Source organism: Kitasatospora sp. NPDC056800, from assembly GCF_042789775.1.
Taxonomy (GTDB): domain Bacteria; phylum Actinomycetota; class Actinomycetes; order Streptomycetales; family Streptomycetaceae; genus Kitasatospora.
In genome coordinates this window covers 23381-39294 of record NZ_JBHUAL010000021.1, presented here as the reverse complement: position 1 = coordinate 39294, position 15914 = coordinate 23381, and the positions used below count along the sequence as shown (strand labels likewise).

At 71.7% G+C, this 15914-nt stretch carries 22 protein-coding genes and 1 pseudogene; 19 read left to right on the top strand and 4 right to left on the bottom strand.

The features are described 5' to 3' along the window. The first annotated feature begins 21 nt into the window (after window positions 1-21). From ACFRQN_RS07485 to ACFRQN_RS07445, 9 genes are all read left to right on the top strand, one after another. On the top strand, window positions 22-261 hold the full coding sequence (locus ACFRQN_RS07485) for a hypothetical protein (RefSeq protein ID WP_074006152.1): 240 nt from the start codon (window positions 22-24) through the stop codon (window positions 259-261). Between the two features lie 123 nt (window positions 262-384). Continuing rightward, window positions 385-630, top strand: a complete 246-nt coding sequence (locus tag ACFRQN_RS07480) for a hypothetical protein (RefSeq protein WP_074006151.1) — start codon at window positions 385-387, stop codon at window positions 628-630. A gap of 59 nt (window positions 631-689) precedes the next feature. Continuing rightward, entirely contained in the window at window positions 690-1112 is a 423-nt protein-coding gene (locus ACFRQN_RS07475; protein WP_074006150.1) for a hypothetical protein, read from the top strand. A gap of 128 nt (window positions 1113-1240) precedes the next feature. Next, complete coding sequence (locus ACFRQN_RS07470; RefSeq protein ID WP_241853207.1) at window positions 1241-1675, top strand: RNase adapter RapZ; 435 nt, start codon at window positions 1241-1243, stop codon at window positions 1673-1675. Next, on the top strand, window positions 1672-2097 hold the full coding sequence (locus tag ACFRQN_RS07465; RefSeq protein WP_380738954.1) for an HIT family protein: 426 nt from the start codon (window positions 1672-1674) through the stop codon (window positions 2095-2097). The genes ACFRQN_RS07470 and ACFRQN_RS07465 overlap by 4 nt, the downstream gene beginning before the upstream one ends. A gap of 123 nt (window positions 2098-2220) precedes the next feature. After that, window positions 2221-2727 carry a hypothetical protein gene (locus ACFRQN_RS07460; RefSeq protein WP_380738952.1) on the top strand — a complete coding sequence of 169 codons (507 nt, stop codon included), beginning with the start codon at window positions 2221-2223 and terminating at the stop codon, window positions 2725-2727. 34 nt (window positions 2728-2761) lie between these two features. Beyond that, a complete protein-coding gene (locus tag ACFRQN_RS07455) occupies window positions 2762-3376 on the top strand; it encodes a hypothetical protein (RefSeq protein ID WP_380738949.1) in 615 nt (204 codons plus the stop codon). A gap of 106 nt (window positions 3377-3482) precedes the next feature. Beyond that, window positions 3483-3977 (top strand): hypothetical protein, encoded by a 495-nt coding sequence (locus ACFRQN_RS07450; RefSeq protein ID WP_380738947.1) that lies wholly within the window; start codon window positions 3483-3485, stop codon window positions 3975-3977. A 31-nt stretch (window positions 3978-4008) separates the two neighbouring features. After that, window positions 4009-4512, top strand: a complete 504-nt coding sequence (locus ACFRQN_RS07445; protein WP_380738945.1) for an AAA family ATPase — start codon at window positions 4009-4011, stop codon at window positions 4510-4512. A 138-nt stretch (window positions 4513-4650) separates the two neighbouring features. Here ACFRQN_RS07445 and ACFRQN_RS07440 read toward each other — a convergent pair whose 3' ends face one another. After that, a complete protein-coding gene (locus ACFRQN_RS07440; protein WP_143204744.1) occupies window positions 4651-5040 on the bottom strand; it encodes a hypothetical protein in 390 nt (129 codons plus the stop codon). 706 nt (window positions 5041-5746) lie between these two features. Beyond that, on the bottom strand, window positions 5747-6181 hold the full coding sequence (locus ACFRQN_RS07435; RefSeq protein WP_380738943.1) for a hypothetical protein: 435 nt from the start codon (window positions 6179-6181) through the stop codon (window positions 5747-5749). 408 nt (window positions 6182-6589) lie between these two features. Between ACFRQN_RS07435 and ACFRQN_RS07430 the strand changes: the two genes are divergently transcribed. The 10 genes from ACFRQN_RS07430 to ACFRQN_RS07385 all read left to right on the top strand — a co-directional run bounded on the left by ACFRQN_RS07430 (window position 6590) and on the right by ACFRQN_RS07385 (window position 14559). Next, complete coding sequence (locus tag ACFRQN_RS07430) at window positions 6590-7792, top strand: ParA family protein (protein ID WP_380738941.1); 1203 nt, start codon at window positions 6590-6592, stop codon at window positions 7790-7792. Continuing rightward, the gene (locus tag ACFRQN_RS07425) at window positions 7789-8919 is read left to right on the top strand and encodes a ParB/RepB/Spo0J family partition protein (protein WP_380738939.1); all 1131 of its coding nucleotides are present in this window, start codon (window positions 7789-7791) and stop codon (window positions 8917-8919) included. The genes ACFRQN_RS07430 and ACFRQN_RS07425 overlap by 4 nt, the downstream gene beginning before the upstream one ends. A 163-nt stretch (window positions 8920-9082) precedes the next feature. After that, window positions 9083-9391 (top strand): hypothetical protein, encoded by a 309-nt coding sequence (locus tag ACFRQN_RS07420; RefSeq protein ID WP_074006137.1) that lies wholly within the window; start codon window positions 9083-9085, stop codon window positions 9389-9391. Between the two features lie 235 nt (window positions 9392-9626). Next, window positions 9627-10193 carry a hypothetical protein gene (locus ACFRQN_RS07415; RefSeq protein WP_380738936.1) on the top strand — a complete coding sequence of 189 codons (567 nt, stop codon included), beginning with the start codon at window positions 9627-9629 and terminating at the stop codon, window positions 10191-10193. A 291-nt stretch (window positions 10194-10484) separates the two neighbouring features. Further along, window positions 10485-10706: a hypothetical protein gene (locus ACFRQN_RS07410; protein ID WP_380738934.1), complete on the top strand. Its 222-nt coding sequence runs from the start codon at window positions 10485-10487 to the stop codon at window positions 10704-10706. Between the two features lie 118 nt (window positions 10707-10824). Next, window positions 10825-11121, top strand: a complete 297-nt coding sequence (locus ACFRQN_RS07405; RefSeq protein WP_241853206.1) for a hypothetical protein — start codon at window positions 10825-10827, stop codon at window positions 11119-11121. After that, window positions 11093-11623, top strand: coding sequence for a DUF6879 family protein (locus tag ACFRQN_RS07400; protein WP_380738932.1), 531 nt, complete (start codon window positions 11093-11095; stop codon window positions 11621-11623). The genes ACFRQN_RS07405 and ACFRQN_RS07400 overlap by 29 nt, the downstream gene beginning before the upstream one ends. A 25-nt stretch (window positions 11624-11648) precedes the next feature. Then, window positions 11649-12497 (top strand): DUF5753 domain-containing protein, encoded by an 849-nt coding sequence (locus ACFRQN_RS07395; protein ID WP_380738930.1) that lies wholly within the window; start codon window positions 11649-11651, stop codon window positions 12495-12497. A 263-nt stretch (window positions 12498-12760) separates the two neighbouring features. Next, on the top strand, window positions 12761-13186 hold the full coding sequence (locus tag ACFRQN_RS07390) for an ATP-binding protein (protein ID WP_380738928.1): 426 nt from the start codon (window positions 12761-12763) through the stop codon (window positions 13184-13186). A gap of 278 nt (window positions 13187-13464) precedes the next feature. After that, complete coding sequence (locus ACFRQN_RS07385; RefSeq protein ID WP_380738926.1) at window positions 13465-14559, top strand: protein-glutamine glutaminase family protein; 1095 nt, start codon at window positions 13465-13467, stop codon at window positions 14557-14559. Window positions 14560-14580: 21 nt separating this feature from the next. Here the strand turns inward: ACFRQN_RS07385 and ACFRQN_RS07380 are convergent, their stop codons facing one another. Then, window positions 14581-15729, bottom strand: coding sequence for a hypothetical protein (locus tag ACFRQN_RS07380; RefSeq protein ID WP_380738924.1), 1149 nt, complete (start codon window positions 15727-15729; stop codon window positions 14581-14583). Then, window positions 15723-15914, bottom strand: a pseudogene (locus ACFRQN_RS07375) (hypothetical protein); the annotation flags it as partial. The pseudogene ACFRQN_RS07375 and the gene ACFRQN_RS07380, both read right to left, overlap by 7 nt.

The window sequence follows — 15914 nt, the reverse complement described above, 5'->3', positions numbered from 1 at the left end:
GCCGACCGAGAGGCACCCGCCGTGGCCCTGGCCATCTCCCGCGACGCACAGATCGCGGCCCTGTACGAGAAGCTCCACCACCGCTCCGCGATCCTGTCCGGCCTCACCCCCGGCAGCAAAGCCCACAGCGGGATCCAGGCCGAGTGCGACGCCATCCACGCCGAGATACGACGTCTGCAGTCCACCACCAGCATCTCGCCCAAGGCCGTCCTCGTCGGGCTCGCCGTGATCCTGCTGCTCATCTGGAGCGCCGCCCACTGACGCCCGGGCACTGACGCTGCCCACCACCGCGCCCGCCGCCCCCGAGCCATCCAGGCCGGGACGGCGGGCGCCGTGGTGCGCGGCGCGGCCGCCCGGCCGGCACCGACCAGATCGGAGAACCCGTTGAGCCCGCACGACAGCACCCCGGCCGTCCCGCAGCACCGGGCAGACCTGCGCGACCTCGAACCCCTCGCCGCCAGGGTCGCCGCCGCCCGAGACGGCCGTCCCGCTCCCGCCCTCGACCCCGCCGCCCGCCAGGCCCTCATCCGCCTCCTCACCGAGGCCGCCGCCCGGGGCGCCGCCATCAACCCCCAGGCCGCTCTGGCCGCCCAGACCCGCGCCGACGAGCTGCGCGCCGGGCTGGACTGACCCGTCCGCCCGGACACCCGGCACCGCCCACCCGACACCACCGGAGAGGACCCACCGCCATGCCCCGCCGCAACCTGCTCCAGCTCCTGCCCGCCCGCCTGCTCCGCCGCTTCGGCTACCACCTCGCGCTCCATGACCCGGCCGCCTTGGCGGCCGTGCTGGAGAGCAACCTCGACGCCGCCCGGGCGGCCCGGCCCGCGGACCTGCGCAGGGCCTTGGCGAGGTCGACCTCGCCGATGGAGTTCCAGCCCGGCCTGGTCGGCCTGCACCGCGAGGCGGCCGGCATCGTCGTCTACCTCTGCAACGCCGCGGCCGCCTCCGAGACCAACCTCGACCTCCACGACCCCGACCAGCGCCAGCTCTACCGGGACCTGCTGGCCGCCGTCGGTGCCGCCGAGGAGCTCCGGCTCCGTGTGGCCACCGCCGCCGCCCACGCGCTGCCCGCCCTCGCCGAGAGCGCCTCCGAGCTCCAGCACAGCTGACCGCCCGTCCGGACAGCGACGCTGCCCACCACCGCGCCCGCCGCTCCCGAGCCATCCAGGCCGGGGCGGCGGGCGTCGCGGAGCGCGGCGCGGCCGCCCGGCCGACACCGACGAGATCGGAGAACCCGTTGAGCACGACGACCGCAGCCGGCCACCTCGCCGCCGCGTCCTTCGAGATCACCACCTTCGGCACGCTCCACCAGGACCCGCCGCTCGGCGACGCCCTCACCGTAGATCTGACGACCGCTCTGAGGAATCCGCCGGAGGACCCCGCCGTGCGCGAGCAGATGATCCGCTCCACCGGCCTCGACCAGCACGTCCTCGACTACGTCCTCGCCACCCCCGGCGCCCGCGAGATCGTGGAGCGCACCGTGCGCCGGGCCCTGGCCCAGCACACCGCGCTGCCCGGAGAGACGGTCCGCATCCATGTCTATTGCCGCGGTGGCAGGCACCGCAGCGTCTCCGTGGGCCGCGAGGCCGGCCGACTGCTCCAGGAGCTCGGCGCGGCCGTGACCGTGACGCACCGCCACGTCCACCTGCCGGTCAAGGAGACCGCCCGGTGACCGCCACGGCCGCACACGACAACGGGGCCGGTGGCGGGTGCGTGTTCTGCGCGATCGCCGCCAGCCTCGCACCCGCCCAGATCGTGGCCCGCTGGCCCGACGCGCTGGCCATCGTCCCGCTGAACCCGGTCACCGACGGGCACCTGCTGGTCCTGCCGACCAGCCACACCCCCGACGCCGCGTACGACCCGGACGTCACCGCCGCGACGATGCGCCGCGCCGCCGAGCTCGCCCAGGGCGCCGGCCCGGCGAACCTCATCACCAGCATCGGCCCCGAGGCGACGCAGACCGTGGCGCACCTGCACATCCACCTCGTCCCCCGCCGGACCCACGACGGCCTCCACCTCCCCTGGACCGTCCCCACACCCGTCGCCGCCGAAGCGCAGACCACCAGCGACGACCCCACCGGGGCCTGGCTCTGACCCGCTCCGGGCACTGACGCTGCCCACTACCGCGCCCGCCGCCCCGGCCAGCCAGGCCCGGACGGCGGGCGCCGTGGTGCGCGGCGCGGCCGCCCGGCCGAGCACCCGACGCCGGAGGACTCCATGACCACCGACACCACCACGCCCGCCCAGACCGCCGCTGTCTACGAGCCGTTCAACCAGCCCGGGAGGCCCTTCCGCCAGGACAGCGCCCTGCCCGACACCACCGACTGGGAACTGGCCCGCATCGCGCTCGACCGGCGCAGCTTCGCCGCCCTCGCCGCCGACCCGCGCGCCGACGAGGCCCAGCGGATCGGCGAGGAGCTCACCGCCGAGGAAGCCGCACGGGTCGACGCCTTCCTCGCGGCGGGCGTCCAGGACGTCCACCGCCTGGACGCCGTCGCCGCCACCCAGGCACTCACCGGCGAGGACCGCACCTGGCTCATCGACCAGCTCCGGCTCGCCTGGGACCGCCTGGACCGCCTGCACGACTGCCTCGACGACTCCGGCAGCCTCCTCACCAACACCTACGCCGCGAGCTCCGTCGACTACGTCCGCTGGTCCCGCACGCCGCGGGCGCTCTCGCCCTTGAACGGCCCGCGGCGTGCCCGCCCGACCACCTCCGGCTGACCAAAGCCACCCCCACCGCGACGAAAGGAGAACGATGAACACTACCCTGACCGTCGAGGAGCAGCTGCGGCTGGCCGTCGAGTTCCGCGTGCCGATCCCCCAGAACCCGGTCGGCGGGTACGACGAGGTCGTCGTGCGCCGCGACGAGACCGGCACCGGCTGGGCGGTGACCGACGGAGCCATGGTCGGCCTGCGCGCCTGGACCGAAGGCGAGGACTGGCGGCCGGTGCGGGACATCGGCCGCGCCGCCGCCTACCCGCACACCCGCGAACAGGCCCTGACCCTGGCCCACCGAGTCGCCGAGATCGAGGCCGCCAACTACCAGGCGCTGCTCGCGGTCACCGCCGACCCCCTCGCCCACGCCCGGGCCCGCGCCCGGCAGTACACGATCACCTGCCCCCGCTGCCACACGCCCGGCGCCCAGGAGTACGGCGAGCCGGCCCTCACCAGCGACGACTTCGCGGACTGCGCCCGCTGCCGCTCCTGCGGCCTGGAGTGGGCCCTCGACCCCGGAGCCGACGCCTCCTGCACCACCTGCGGCGGCAGCGGCACCCCCGGCGCAGGTCCCATCGGCCGGCGCACCCCCGACGGCTGGGAGCCCGCACCGGCCTGCGGCTGCCACGAGCAGCACGAGGAATCCGGGCACTGACGCTGCCCACCACAGGGCCCCGCCACCCAGCCGTCCAGGCTGCGGAGGCGGGGCCCTGTGGTGCGCGGCGCGGCCGCCCGGCCGTCACCCCATCCCGGAGGCACCCGTGAACACCGCTCGCACCGCCCGCTTCGCCGCCGCCTACGCCCTGCTCCGCGCCGGGGCGGACGTCGGCGACCACCTCGTCCAGTCCGACCACTGCGCCCGCACCAAAGGCGCCACCGACGCCGCCCCCGCCGAAGTCCTCGACGAGGACGGACACGTCATCGCGACGTACGGCACCGCCGCCGGCCGCCGCTCCTGCGCCCTGCACTGCCTGACCTACACCGCCACCCAGGCCACCGCCCTTCTCCTCGGCGCCCGCGCGCTCGGCCTGCGCCTGCGCCCCGGCCAGGTCGCCGCCGCCCTCGCGATCTCGGGACTCACCCACTACGCGATCGACCGCCGCGTGCCCGGAGGCCTGCTCCAGAAGTTCGCCGACGCCACGGGCAAGGGCAACTTCTACCGGCTCGCCGACCACGGCATCAACGGCGCGTACTGCATGGACGGCGCCGTCCACCACGCCTTCGAGACCCTCGCCGCGGCCGTCCTCGCCCGCTGACCGCCGCTCACCGGCTCCGGAAGGCCAGCCCATGAAGCACAGCACCACCCCAGACAGCGTCCTCGCCCCCATCGAGCCCGGCGACCTGGTCGTGATGATCGGCTGCGCGGCGAGCGGGAAGTCGAGCCTGCTCTCCGACATCCCCGCGCACCAGATCATCAGCCTGGACCGGCTGCGGGCCGTCGCCTCCGAGCCCGGCGACCAGGCAAGCACCGCCGACGCCGTCCTGCTCCAGCACCAGATCCTCGGCATGCGCCTGCGCCGCAAGAAGACGTCGATCGTGGACAACACCTCGGTCGAGAAACTGCACCGGCTGCAGCTGGTGGAACTGGCCCGCCAGCACGGCCGTCGCGTCGTCGCGGTCTGGGTCGACGCCCCGCTGCCCACCTGCCTGGCCCGCAACGCGCGGCGCCCGGACCGCGAGCGCGTGCCCGAGGACATCCTGCGCTGGCAGCACGCGATGGCCCGCGCCGCCCGCCAGACCCTCCCGGGCGAGGGCTTCGACGAGATCCGCCACCACCGCACCGGACACTGACGCTGCCCACCACGGCGCCCCGCCCGGCCATCCAGGCCCAGCGAGCGGGGCGCCGTCGTGCGCGGCGCGGCCGTCCGGCCGGCAACTGGACCGGCGCTACCGACGGCACCGCTGAGTGGTTGCTCACCACCGCAGTCTTCAGATGGTGGCCGTCGGAGCAGGCGAGCCCGCAGCGGTTGGCGGAGCCTGGCAGGGCAGAGTGACGACAACGGCCACGCCCTGGCCGGGCTTCGCCTTGCCCGCCCGAACGGTGTAGCGGTCGGGCTCATGGACGGCCTCGAAATCCCAAGCGGGCTGATCGGCCGAACCCGGCTCGTTCGAGGTGATCTTGAATCCTTCACCCGCAAGCTTCTCCCGCAGGGCTCGAACCACCTCGGGACGCTGGTCATCCGTGGCCTTCAAGCGGATCGCCGAGCTGAGCTCGTACGCCTCACCGTCGTCGGCGATACCCATGCCCCGCCCCGAGCACCTGTAGTAGGCGATGAGCTTGGTCCACGGATCCCGTTCAAGGCCTGCCAGCTCGCCCACGTGGCCCTGCACCTGGTTAGCCCGGGTCAGAGCGTCCGCCCGCGACTCGACACGTACAGGCTGGCTCGGTGTTCCCGATCCTCCAACCATTGGTTCCACGAGCGAGCACGAGCCGAGCACCAGGGCGCCCGAAACCATCAGTACGGCCGCGCGGGCAGTCCGTGCCGCCTTTCCGGACAGCATGGGTATCGAGCTCGTGAACAACGTGCGGTACTCCCCCGTGACCAGGTGTGTGTTCTGCCGTCCGGATGCTACGGCACCACAGGGGACACGCCGCACCCGAAATTACCCGTCGCCCCATCGGACGGAGACCGACAATCCTCCTGCCCGACCTCCTACCGCACGCCTCGGAGACCACACAACCGCGAGCGGGCCAGGCACCGGGACGAACCGCGGCTTCGGGGCCAGGCCGACCCACAACCCGGTTATAACGGAGCAGTCAGGAGCCACGGCAGGACCAGCCCGGTCTGGGTCAGCGTGCTCGACCCGCTCCCGGACGAACATGGTGCTCACGATCCAGGTGATCCGGCTGCAACCTTCACCGTCGTCCGAGCCAGTGGTCGGCGGTGCCTCAGGCGTTCTGCATAGTGAAGGGCCCGCTCCCCCGGCTTTGACGCCGGAGGGAGCGGGCCCTTTCGCGTTTCGGGGTCGGTGGCGCCTGCTCTTTCAGCGTGATCGGACATGTCGGACGGTGGTGCGGCGGGTTCTACTGACTGGTCCAGCCGTTGAGGTTCTGGAAACCGGTGTCGCTGGTGCCGACGAACGCCAGCGCCTCACGGCCGATGCCGAGAACGCGGAGCAAGACATCGAGGGCCGCCTCGATGTCGATCGTCGAGCGATCCAGCCAGACCGCCGTGTAGAGGGGACTCCCGCCCTCGAACTGGCTCAGCGCGAAATGGAGCCGGTCGATGCGAAACATGGCCACATGGACGTAGCCGAGGTCCTCCCAGGTCCGTTCCACGGTCAGCCGCAAACGTGCCGCGAGTGGCTCCAGGCGAGGCTGCAGGCCGGCGACGACACGGTACGCGCCAGTTGCGACCTCCCACGTGCTCTCCTGAAACGCGGGATTGCGCTTTCCGCCGTGGTACTCCGGAGCGGTCTCCCACTCCGCCTCAGGTCCTGGCACCTCAATGTTCGCCACGTCGCTCCCCGTCAGGCCTCAGCTCGGTTAACCCTGATCGAAGCATCTCCATTGCGAACTGAGGCGGTCAACAGAACGGGGAACGAGAAGCTACGACTGGACTGCCCGCCACGCACAGCAGAGGGATCCCCAGCGTGAAGACCGTTGAGTTCCCGCGGCCCAGGCGATCGAAGGAAGGTGGAGGAGCAGTCCTCCTCCATGACGAGGCCAAGCGCACTGGGCGGCCCCTCTCGCGTTCGGGGCTCCCTCAGAGATGCGGCTCGGCGGCGCTGATGACCTCGGGTCGGCTTACCCGGCGTGGCTGGAGCCGTCGGTGTAAACGGCGTTTACTCCGCAGCGGGCCACGAGCCTGACGGCACCGGCGTGCCGGATGTGCCCGAATCAGGCACACGCCACTAAGGTGACGTCATGACCTCTCAAAAACCCGGAGGCGAGCGGGAAAAGGTTGCGTCCAAGCTCCCTGCCGCCCTCCGCCAGGAACTCAAGACCCGCGCGGCGCAGCTCGGCATCGACATGCAGGTCGCCGTCACCCAGGCCGTCGAGCAGTGGCGCGCCCGACCCGCCGACAGCAACCCGACCATCGACACCTCCGGGGCCGAGAGCTGGAACACGCACCTCCCCGCCGGCCTGTACGAGGCATTCAAGAACGACTGCGACAACCGAGACGGCACGTCCTATGTCCAGGGCTTCGCCCAGGCGGTCCGGGCATGGATCGACTCCCACAACGTCTCCCTGGCCGAGCTGACGATCCCCCGCTACACGCGACGCCTCGTCGTCTGCAACCAGAAGGGCGGCGTCGGCAAGACCACCATCGCCGCCGGGACCGGCCAGGCCATAGCGCTGGGCCTCCCCGCCACCACCGGGGCCTCGAAGCTGCCCGCCCTGCCCGGGCTGCGCACCCTGCTCGTCGACTACGACCCGCAGGGCCACCTCACCTCCCAGCTCGGCGTCAAGCAGATTCCGCCGGGCGAGGAGAGCCTGGTGACCCACATGGTTGACCGGGACCGCGTCGCCGGTGCGCTCCTCGACCAGGTCGTGGAGATCGAGTCGGACCACTTCGAAGGACGACTCAGCCTCCTCCCCTCGAGCTTCGACGCGTTCCTGCTCGACTCCCGGCTCGGGTCCGTCCGCGGACCCCGCGAGACCAGCCTCCAGCGAGCCCTCGCCCCGCTCGAGGAGCACTTCGACGTCATCGTGATCGATGCTCCGCCGAACCTCGGCCTGGCGATGGACGCCGGCCTCTACTACGGGCACCGCCGTAAGAACGAAGCGGCCGGAGCCTCCGGCGTGCTCGTCCCGGTGGAAGCGGAGGACTCCTCCGCGGACGCCTACGCCATGCTCGACAGCCAGATCCGCACCGTCAGCCTCGACTACGAGGTCGACATCGACCGCCTCGGACTCGTCGTCAACAAGTTCGACAAGCGCAAGGGCTACGTCGCCACCCACTCCCTCTCCGAGTGGGAATCGCTGGGCACCCCGCCCGTCGTCGCCATCGTCCCCGACCTCAAGGAGCAGCGCGAGTCCGTCCACGTCAAGCAGCCGCTGCTCATGTACGCACCCACATCCATCCAGGCGCAGCGCATGCGAGAGATCCGACGGAGGCTCGCATGAGCATCGCCAAGAAGCTGCAGGCCGGCGGAGGGTCGTTCGGGTCGCTGGCGCAGGGCGGCGCGGTCCGCGGGGACGAGGTGCGGGCACGCAGCGAGGCACTGGACGCGACGGGTCGGGTGCGACGTGCTTCGTCGGCGCCGGTGTCCTCGATCGTGTTTAACCCGCTCAACCCGCGTAAGACCATCGACAGCGAGTCGATCGACGAGCTCGCCGAGAGCCTGACCCGGCGGCAGATCGTTCCGGTCACCGTGGTGAGCCGCGGTGCCTTCCTTGACGCGCATCCGGATCAGGCGGAGGCGATCGGTGAGGCGGACTTCGTCGCGCTCGACGGGAACCGACGCCTGAAGGCCGCGCAGCAAGCGGGACTCAAGACCCTGCGTGTCGACCTTAATGACGACCTGGTCTCCCGCGCTTCGGACATGGTCGAGGCGGCTCTGGTCGCCAACGCCCACCGCGAGGACGTGTCGCCGTTCGAAGAGGCCCAGGCGATCGAGCAACTGCTGAACTCGGTCTACGACGGTAACCAGGCCGCAGTGGCGCGGGCGCTGGGCAAGTCCCGTGCGTGGGTGGGACAGCGGCTGGCGCTGCTGCACCTGTCCCCCGAGCTTCAGGAACAGGCGGGGGCCGGGGAACTGGCCATCGAGGATGCGCGCAGGATCGGAGCTGAGGCACGGTCAGGGAAGATCACCCCGGCGGAGCAGCTCGAGCGGGCCGAGTCCGCGAAGAAGACGGCAGCCGACAAGTTGGCAGCGAAGACAGCCCGAGCCGGTAAGCGAGCGGACCGTCCGGCAGAAGAGAAGGCGGACCGCGCCTCGACACCTACCAGCGGGGACAACGGCGCCGAGGTCGGTGTAAACGGCGTTTACACGCCAGCCACGGCCCAGCCCTCTACGGATCGTTCGCCGGAAGGGACCTCGGGTGTAAACGGCGTTTACGTCTCGGGCCTGCCGGACCAGCGTGACGCTCACACCCACGATGCCTCGGCGGTCACGGTCCGCCTGGTCCCGTCCGACCCCCGGGGGTCCGCGCAGTTGCTTTTTGACGCGCTGGACCATCGCCAGGCCGTTCTGGTGGCGGCTGAGCTGCTTGAGCTCCTGAAGAGCGAGGCCGAGCCCCAGGCTCGATGATCACTTGATCAGTGCGTGCGGCGTCCGGTTCCAGCCGGGCGCCGCACGCGCTTCCGACATCCTGCCCCACCGCGGACAGATCGCCAGCGGTCCGGCAGCGCCCCCCGTCGGGGCGCAGCCCGATCCGGACCCACAGGGAAAGGGAGACCAGCATGCCGTCGTCGTGACGCTGGCGGTGGACGGGGCGCTCGTCACGGGGACCGTGATCCCGGCCGCGGCCTGGGAGGACCTCTACTTCCGCCAGGTCGCGGACGCCGACTACTACGGGATGCGGAAGGTCGTGCGGGAGGTGATCGGGCGCCTGGACCAAGCTGCCGAGGACGGGCGTCGCCGTCGGGCGCCCGACCTGCGGTTCCTGCACCTGAAGGACGTCACCGTCCGCTCCGGCCGCGCTGCCCGGAGGCTGCCGGCCTGGCGCGGGCCGCTCGCGGTGGTCAGCGGCTGGAGCCTGGTCGAGCCGGACGAGCGCTGACGGTACGTCGCCTGCACAGCAGACAGGGAAGGACACCAGGCCGGGACCGCCGGACGTGAGCCGTCCGAAACTGGCCCGTGGCTTTGTAGGCGCGCACCGAGAGTGCCCCGCTACGTGCGAAGACGGTGTCGCCGAGTTTCAGCAGCACCTGGATGCTTGACTCTGGACGGTTGTCGGATACTGCCCGCGCGGGGGTGGACGCCGCGTCCGGGTGCGTGCCGCGTACGGTCAGCTCATGCACGAACAGCGAGACCAGGGGCAGGTCGACGGCGAGGAGAACCGCGGGCACACCGCGCCTGCCGATGTCACCGACGCGAGCGCCAAGGCCGAAGCGGTGGTATTCGTCTGCGCGACGTGTGGTGTCCCACTGACGGGGCCGCTCACACGGCTGCCGGCGGTTCCCGAGGCACCGTTTTACGCGTGGTGGGACGCCGACGAACCCGGTCCATCGCCGGCGACCGTGCCGTCAGGCCACTATGCGGTCGAGACCGAGCCGTACGGCGCGCCCCTGGTCGTCGCCGACGTGCCCGGCCCGGTAATGCCGCGCCACGGCGTCCACTACAACGCGGACGGCAAGCCGCTGGTGTCGAAGGGCCCTCGAGGCAACTTCGTCATCAACCCTGACGACGCCCGCGGCCTCGAATTGCGGCACGTGTCCGCCGCCTGCTGCGGAGCGACCCCGAACGGCGGCATGAACCAGCGGTGCGCCTGTGGAAGCCTTGTGGCGACCCTTTGCTCCGACTGCTGCCTGCCGTACGAACTTCACCTGTCAGCCGACCACGTCCGCGCCGTTCACACCTGAGGCCGACGCGCGCTGCTGCTACTTCGCGCTGACATTTCACCGGCTCCGGGCTCCGACTGGCGCTGAAACCCGCCGACATACGCTGCCAGGTCTCGCCTATACAGCCAGGCCCGCCTGATCGAGCAGCAGATCGTACGGCTGGCGCTCCACTCCATGCTCCGGCTAACGCCGGAAGGCCGCCTCGTCCCTCTGCTGCCCGGCCGGCCCGCCCACCGCCTCCACGCCAAACGACACCGAGCGCCTGAGGTTCTGGGATCCTGCCGGGAACAGCTAGTCGATGATGGGGTCGACGTGGGTGAGCAGGAAGCTCGGGCCCTCAGCCAGTACCACCACGCGATCCTGGCCGACGCGACTCGTGAGGGGATGAAGCTGTACTTCGGCGACGGCACGGTCGAGCAGGTCACCCCCGAGGTCCGGGAGAAGGCCCGCGCGTTCATGCAGCAGACCCTGGAGCGGGACTGGCCCGGCTACATTGGCAGCCTGATCGCCGACGGGAAGATCCGCACAGCCTGACCGGGCACCGGGCCCGAGAAGGCAGCTCCTCTCGGGCCCGCCCCGGCCGGCGCGTGCCGCCCGTCCGCGCCCGCGCGCTCTTGACGGCCTGTCGGCCCTGCGGAACGGTGGCTCGCAAGTGACCGCAACCGGCTTGGTACCGGAGGGTGTCGTGGGGCTAGATTTCATCGGGATCGACCCCGAGACGGGGGACAAGGGCTCGCCCACGGTGTGGCTGGACCGCGCCAAACGCAGGCTCGTGTTCCAGGCAGTGAAGGCTGAGGAGGACCTGGAGACCGAGGTCGGCGAGCGGAGCTGGGCACCGGGCCACGAGGCCGGCATCCCTGAACACGAAACCGTGGTGTGGATTCCCACCCGGATGATCCCGATCCTGCGAAAGGCATGCGATGACGCAGAGCGCGACGGGCTTCTCTGACCTGCTGGCCGGCGCCCGGCACTCGGCGGTCCACCTGGAGATGCGCGACACCTACGCGGTCGCCGACGAGGCCGAGCGAATCGAGCAGTGGAGGGCCGGGCACCGCCTCGACCCCACGGACCGGGCCTCGTGGTGGCGGCCGTGGCTGGACACGATCGCCACCACCGTTGCCTGCGGCGTGGTGGTGCGCCGGGCCCGGATCGTCTCCGAGCCGGTCAGCGAGTACACCCGCTACCTGCACTCGATGACCTTCACCAACGTCGCGGCCGGCGAACAGGTCCGCTGGCTGCCCAGGATGCACGCTTCCACCATCGCGCTGCCCGGCGCCGACTTCTGGCTGTTCGACGGCAAGGTCGTGATGTTCAACCACTTCACCGGCGAGGGCGACTGGGCGGACCCGGAGGACACCGTCAGCGACGACCCGGCCGTGGCCAAGCTGTGCGCCGAAGCCTTTGAGACGGTCTGGGAGCGGGCCGTCCCGCACGAGCAGTACACCGTCTGAGCCCGTAGCGCCGAGCCGACAGCCCATGCCCGCCTCGCCCTCGTCCAGCGCCCAGGCCGCCCGCGCCGCGCTCGCCGCCCGGCTGCGCGAGCTGATGCTGGACGCCGGGATCGACGGCAAGGAACTGTCCGCCCGGTGCGGCTGGCACCCCTCCAAGACCTCCCGGATCCTCGGCGGGAAGTCGGCACCGTCCGAGACCGACCTGCGTACCTGGTGCACCGCGTGCGACGCCGGCGCCCAGGCCGGCGACCTGATCGCCTCACTGCGCGCGGTGGAGCTGATGTACCTGGAGTGGCGCCGCGTGCACCGCATCGGCATGCGCCAGGTGCAGCAGGAGTCGCTGACCCTCCACCACCGGACCGCGGTCTGCCGGGCCTACGTCTCCAACGTCGTCCCCGGCTTCCTCCAGACCGCCGCCTACGCCACCGCCCTGATGCGCTCGATCACCGAGTTCCAGGGCACCCCCGACGACGTCGCCGACGCGGTCGCCGCCCGCACCGAACGCGGCCGGCTACTCCACGACGGCCGCCACCGCTTCGTCATCCTCATCGAGGAGACGGTGCTGCGCTACCGCATCGGCGACGCCGAGACGATGGCCGGCCAGCTCGGCCACCTCCTGGCCGTGATACCGCTGCCGTCGGTCTCCCTAGGCATCATCCCCTTCACCGCGCAGCGCCGGATCTGGCCGCTGGAGGCGTTCTACCTCTTCGACACCGACCAGGCCTGCGTGGAGACGCTGACCGCCGAGGTCACCGTGACCCAGCCCCGCGAACTCGCCGACTACCACCGCGCCTTCGCCGAACTCGCGAAGCTGGCCGTCCACGGCGCACCAGCCCGGACCCTCATCACCACCGCGATCGACACCCTCGGGTGAATCCCCGCAATCACCCGCAATCGCATTGAACCCGCCCGCAGCTGCTCCCTACCGTCGTGTCGTCGCCCGCCGTGACAAACCGGGCACCCGGACCCGACGAGCGAGCCGGGGCCGCCGCGCCCGCCTGTCCCCCCCGTCAGATAGGCGCAGCCGTCACCGCCGACGAGAGAGCGGAGTACCGCCGTGGCCGCGCGCCCCATCACCCGCCCACCCGACACGGCCGCAGCCGCACCTGGGCGGTGCCGGCAGGCGCGAGGTACCCGGTGACCGCACCCGTCGAGACCTCGGCGCAGCCCCCAGCCGTCGGCGCCACGAAGGTGCTGCTGCCCTACGAGCCGCAGTCCGCCGCCGTGGCCCGCCGCCTGGTGCGCACCACACTGCGCTTCTGGGAGCTGGAGTACCTGGTAGAGGCCGCCGAACTCATCGTCAGCGAGCTGGTCGGCAACGCCGCGAAGACCGGCTGCCAGCTCCGGATGAAGGTCACCGTCGAGCGTGTCACCGACAGGTGCGTGCGGATCAGTGTCCGAGACGGCTCCCGCACCCTGCCCTGCCTGATCGAGGCGGGCCCTGAGGCCGAGTCAGGCCGCGGCCTGGCCCTGGTCCACCACCTGACCGGCGGGCGCTGGGGCGCGACGTTGGAGACGTTCGGCAAGACCGTCCACGCGGACCTATGCACCCACCCGACGTAGCCCACCGCTGCCCTGGTGCGCCGGGTGGCCCTCAAGGGAGGTCGGTATGGACGGCGGCGGAGGTTCGGGCGGTAGTAGCGGAGAGGGGGACGGGTCCGGGTGCCAGGTGACCGCCGCCGTCCGAGCCACGGCTCTTTCGTGCCCGCGGGGTGGTGTCGTAGAACTTGTACGGGCGGGCGGTGACTTCGGCGCGCCGTGGACGGAACGGAACCGACAAGGGGACGGATGTGCACGCACACGAGCAACAGCCGCAGGGCAGGCCTGGGGACCCGGCGCGGGTGAACAGGCGCAAGGCCGCGGACGAGGCCTCCGCGAGGGGGGCACGCGTCTCCCCGGCCGGAGGCCTGCTGGCCGCAAACACGGTGCCGGCCCTGCAGCGCACCATCGGCAACGCCGCCGTGACGAGGCTGCTGGCGCGGCAGCGGTACGCTGCTGATCCCGAGACGGGCGCGAAGGTACTCGCTCCGACGGTCGCGGGTCCGGGGGCCGCTATTCAGCGCATGATGCCGGCGGGAGGCCGCGGCACGAAGCGAGAGGCCGAGGACGAGATCGGCGGGCGGTCCAACAGGCAGCGAGTCGAAGGGGAACCGTCGGCCGACGTGGACTCCTCGTCCGAGAGCAGCCAGTCGTCGCGATCGAGCACTCCCGCACTCGGGCTGGGTCCGGAGGCGAAGAACCAACTGGACGACGAATTGACCGACATCATGCAGAAGCTCGAGGACTACGACAACGGAAGCCGCGATGAAGAGGATCTAGGAGAGACCGTGGCGGAGCTGGGTGACCGTCAGTCCGCCTACTCCATGCTACGGAACCTGGTGCCCATCACCTCGGTCAACACGGTCGATGCCGTGACCGCCTTCATGACCGCGAGGGTCCCGGCGGACGACCAGTGGCTCGCCGCCCTGACGAACCTCCGGGCCGAGCTTCAGGGAAGCCAGAACCAGGAGGCGCCCACAGCCGACTTCGTAAAAGACCTGTGGCCGATCATCCAGGAGCTCCCCAGCGTGACCAAGCTGAGCCCTGAGGCGGACGAATGCGAGAAGCGCGCCCACGACATCTGCCAGGCCCTTGCCGGTTCTCATCCGGAGGTGGCCAACCGCCACCTGTTCAAGCACTGGGCAATGCGTACCACCCAAACACCGATCCACCCGAGCTATGGGTGGCGGCACCACGTAGCCGCCACGGTAGTCGTCGAAGGCGGCCAGCAACTGGTGCTCGACCCCTTCCTCTTCCGGGACGGGCCGGTGCCGTTGTCCTCCTGGGAAGCGGAGATGACGGGGCCGAAGTCCGTGTACAGGGTCGCCTGGGAGTTCCGGGGCGCTCCGGGAGCGGACGGCCAGCCTGACCAGAACAGTGCCATGGAGTTCTCCTAACGCGGCGAGCAGGTCCGCTGGCTACCCAGGTAGAGAGCGAGATGCTGGCTCACAGGCGGCTGGGGTGGGGTTGTTGTGGGGCTTCGTTGTAGCCGGGCAGGTGGACTGTCGGCGGGTGCTGTGGGCGTGGCGGGACGGGGCCGGCCGGGGGGCCGCGGGTACGACGGCTGCAGGTGGGGCGAGAAGGTAGTCGCCGGGCTCCGGGACGGGGTGCCGGGCCGGTGCGGGGCCGGGGTTCTTCGCGGTCTGCGATTCGGCGGGCGCACCCGGCGGGGTCACGGCCAGCGGCTCGTGGTCCTGCCCGGGGAACGGCCGGGTACCGGCAGGCGGGTGCGTGGCCAGGATGCGAGTGCCGGGGGCCGTGGCGGTGGGCAGGGCGAGGGGTGCCGCGGGTGCTGCAGTGGACGCGGCCGGTGGCAGGAGGGGTGTGCCGGACCGGCGCCCGGTGCTGTCGTTCGGTGCCGGGGCGGGCCGGGGCCGCGCGGCGGGGTGCGGGCGTACCGGCGTCGTGCGGGCCGCTGCGGGGTGGTGGCCGGGCGCCACGGCGCGGGGCGGGCGGGTGGGGACGGTCCGGGCGTTGGCCGGGAGCGGGCGGGGGCAGGAGATGCCGCGGGGCGCGCCGGTGGCGGGGTCGGTGTCCCAGTAGGCGAGTTGCCAGTGGGCTTCCAGCCAGAGGCGGACCTCGTGCGCCTGCGGCCAGAGCTTCCAGGTGCCGATCGCGAGGATGTGCCGACCGGGGCGCAGCTGGTTGAGCAGGGCGGGGTGCTGGGTGCGCAGGCGGACGCTGAAGGGCCGGCCGCCGTCGTGCGGGCGTTGTCCGGTGGCGAGGGTGGCGTACGCCGTGCCGCCCTTGTCGTCGGTCTTGGTGACGGTGCCGTAGAACGCGACGGGGTGGTGCGGGGGCGGGCCGTCGGCGAGGACCTGGTGGAGGTCGGCGGCGGTGCCGGGGTGGTAGCAGAACCGGTGCCAGGGGATCGGCTTGGCGGCGTCGCCGTAGAGGACGGAGAACATCTCCACCGCTTCCTCGTCGAAGCCGTGGAGCTGCAGGAAGTGCACGATTTTCGCGGCGGAGTTCAGTGCCGGCGGGATCAGGGGCCGCGTGGTGGTGAAGGTGAGCGATCGGGCGCCCGCGGCGGCCTCGCCGTCGGCGGGCTGCGGCGCCTTCACCATGGACGAGCCGAGGTCGCCGGGCACGACCAGGCGCAGCCGGCCGCCCTCCTTGGCTTGGGCCAGGCCTTGGGAGCCGCGGGCGATGGCCTTTCCACCGCTTCCTCGTCGAAGCCGTGGAGCTGCAGGAAGTGCACGATTTTCGCGGCGGAGTTCAGTGCCGGCGGGATCAGGGGCCGCGTGGTGGT